We start from the raw sequence: 3,386 nt of genomic DNA, 5'->3' as shown, positions 1-3,386 counted from the left end.
ATTTGGTCAAGACTCACTTATCCCCGATAAAATAACACCTTAGTATGAGGTTCAATGCCACACTAAACCACTAATAATCAACGAGTTTCAGATAAAAAATAAGATTCCAGAATCAAACAAGAAATGGGGAGCGTGATCGTTTAATTGAAAGAAATTCTTCAATTGAGCGCGGTGCTTATATGGCTACCGAAAAAATTGAAAGGCCTAACTAAACAGCTAGGCCTCAAGCAACTAATAATCACTAAACAAAATTTACAAATTTCTTTGTCTTCACTTAATAACTATCGAGATCATTGCGGGGTAGAATTGATTTCATTCCATTGAGAATCGATTAATGAAGACAGAGGACCTACAACAACACCTTGATTAAAGCTATATGTCCCACCGATTTCACCAAAGCAACCTTTATGGATATCAACAGATGTCGTACTGTCATAATCGAACGCAGCCGTAGTTGTTACATTGTTTCCGAACTGCATTGACGAAGAGAACTGGCATTTCAATGTTCCTGCACTAAAGTCTCCATCCACTACTATTGAGCTGCTCTTTAATATTTCTACATCGTTAGATACTGTCATGTCACCCCATACAGCAATGCGACCATTACCCCATGCTTCTGCTCGATTAGAAAGCGTAATAGACTCAGCTTCTACAATTGAGTTTCCTTCAGATATTAAAGCTTCTGCCGTCAAGCCAGCCGAGTAAATGAATGAGCTACTAATGGCCTCTACGGTGACAAACTCAGCCGCTGTACTATCAATGACAACGCTTGAATTTCCATCCGATATAACATCTAATCCATTGCCACCTACACCAGATTTAATATCCACTGTTGAGTTTCGATTCGCACGCAGGTTCAGGAAATCAACGCTCCCTTCATCAATTCGTAAATAAGAAGTATTTAATTGGACATTGAAAAAGAGCTCTCCACCGCCATCACCAAATGGGTCTGAAAGTGCAACATTATTGAAGCGAATTGATGAACTGTTTTTGGCAAACAAGTTTCCATCCAACGCAATGTTTTCAAATCGTACGTTCGATTGAGCATCAATATACACGGATTCATAGTCAACAGAATCACGATAAGCAATTGATGCTGAACCATCTCCCACTATCTTGACATCGTTGCGAATGATCTCAATTGCATCACAGGCACCTGAAACGTTGTATGTTGTACGTGTGGTGGTATTACGTGAATTTTCGAGTGCCGTTGCTAATGCAGATGAATCAGAGTTACAGTCGATAGCAACCGTTGTGTATGCATCTGAGCCTGGACTAGCGCTTTCAAGCGTTGTCACTCTTGCAGCTATCGCCGTAACACTAGCATCTAGTGTTTCAATATCATTTTCAGCAGAGGTGGCGCGAGTATCCAAGTCAGAAAAATTTGCATTCACTTGAGAAGCAAGAGCTGGGGTACCCGATGTAAACGTGTGAGGGACGGCAGCAAAAGCCGACGCCGTTAAAAATAGACCGATATTCACAGCCAGCAATTTTGTAGTAGTGCGTTTCATTTAGTTATCCTTCCAATTCCATTTAGTCGAGTTGGTTACTGCCAAGTCGAGTCATCCCAGTTTGTGTTGTCCCAAGTTAAAGCAGCACTCGAGTCACAAGCGTCACCTAGCCCATCATTATCTGCGTCATTTTGGTTTGCGTTTGGTAACAAAGGGCAATTATCAGTTTCATCAGAGACCCCATCGTTATCACCATCATTTGGGTAGAGGTCATCTTGGTTATCACCTAAGCCATCTTCATCATCATCGGCCCACTCCGTTGAGTCAGTTGGGAAAAGGTCTGTATCGTTGTCATACCCATCGTTATCCGTGTCATTTAGATATTGATCGTCTTCATTGTCACCCAAGCCATCATTGTCATCATCCGCCCATTCCGTTGGGTCATTTACGAACTCATCAGTATTATCACCAACACCATCCGAATCACTATCTGCCCACTCAGTCGGGTCTTCATCAAAAGGGTCTTGGTTATCACCATAACCATCTAAATCGGCATCCGACCACTCACTAGGATCATCATCAAAAAGGTCTGCATTGTCTCCCACACCATCTTCATCTTCATCTTTCCACTCACTTTTATCTTGTGGGAAAGCATCATCAATACTGTCAACGCCATCTTGATCCGGATCGCCCGCTCTCGTTCGGTCAGTCGGAAATGCATCAATTGAGTCGGGGTAAATGTCATCTTCACCATTAACAGTATCGTCATTGAGATCTTCATTATCTCCTACACCATCGGCATCAGAATCCAAACTTTCAAGGGGATTATTTGGAAAATCATCTAAGTCATTTGGCACACCGTCATTATCATCGTCTACTGAAAAATTTAAGCCAACAGTCGCGCCACCAACGTTGTCAAACGTTTTATCGCTATCGCTAGAAACGTCTTCTATTTTCTGCTTAATGACATTATTGACTGAAGCCGTTATGGAAAGGAATTTGGTTCCAGATACCGTGTTTTCTGTGACCTGTTCTAGCTCTGACGGACTTGAAGGCAATACACTGGCATCGACAATATTTTCGGCGGCATAAGCGGCCGCTTGGATGCCCGATTCTACAAAATCACCGAGCACTTGACTTTCATCCAACCCCAATTGATCCGCGACTTTTTGAATTGCTGCTTTCTTTGCAGCTTCTATCGTCTCTGCATCGTCAGAGTCTGAAGTATTCTGCTCAAGGATGACATGTACTAACGTCGTTAAAGGAGTAATATCTTGCTCGCCAGGAGGGGCAGACATCATATAGTCTTCAGTTATTTTCACTCCCAGATCATCTTCATCTTCGGTTTGACCAGAGATTGCCTGGACAACAACAGGGTACTGTTCAGGGGCATCAATACCGGTGACATCAAGATCAGCAAGCCCTCCAGCTCCGGAAGTAGCACTCGGCTCACCTTCATCGAGGACATAGTTTCCGTTTAGATCTAACCAGACAAGAGCGTTGCGTAAATAGCCATCAATAGCGGTAACACTATAATTAACTGATGTACTTGGCGTTGCTGTAGTTGGAGTTGACGTATTCGTTGTTGTGTCATCATCATTACATCCTGAAAGAGTGATGGCACCTACCAACCCTAGCGCTAGAGATATAGCGTTAAGCCTCATTGAATTATCCATATTCTTGCTCAAATTAACGTAACGCAATGCTAATATCACATAAACTTAACTTCAATAGTGAGAAGCTCTACCATAGAATTACTATTGACATTGTCATTTTCAATAAATAACAGGAAGTTACAATTTTGCGGTTATCTGCCACTCCGGAACCATTGAAATAATAAATACTTTAGGTATTAATAATTTACACAATTAATCAATTAGAGCATATAAGTGCATAACAAAACTCATTAATATCGGTTCGATCACACTTTGATAA

At 41.7% G+C, this 3,386-nt stretch carries 2 protein-coding genes; both read right to left on the bottom strand.

The genetic code is table 11. From position 1 onward, the window contains the following. Positions 1-290 precede the first annotated feature (290 nt). On the bottom strand, positions 291-1,511 hold the full coding sequence (locus BCU12_RS10170; protein ID WP_102404193.1) for a hypothetical protein: 1,221 nt from the start codon (positions 1,509-1,511) through the stop codon (positions 291-293). 35 nt (positions 1,512-1,546) lie between these two features. Continuing rightward, positions 1,547-3,127, bottom strand: a complete 1,581-nt coding sequence (locus BCU12_RS10165) for a hypothetical protein (RefSeq protein WP_241909797.1) — start codon at positions 3,125-3,127, stop codon at positions 1,547-1,549. Positions 3,128-3,386: the final 259 nt, after the last annotated feature.

Origin of the sequence: Vibrio sp. 10N.261.55.A7 (genome assembly GCF_002877365.1) — a bacterium.
Taxonomy (GTDB): Bacteria; Pseudomonadota; Gammaproteobacteria; order Enterobacterales; family Vibrionaceae; genus Vibrio.
Note: the sequence above shows the minus strand (reverse complement) of the source record. Positions and strands in the feature narration are given on the sequence as shown.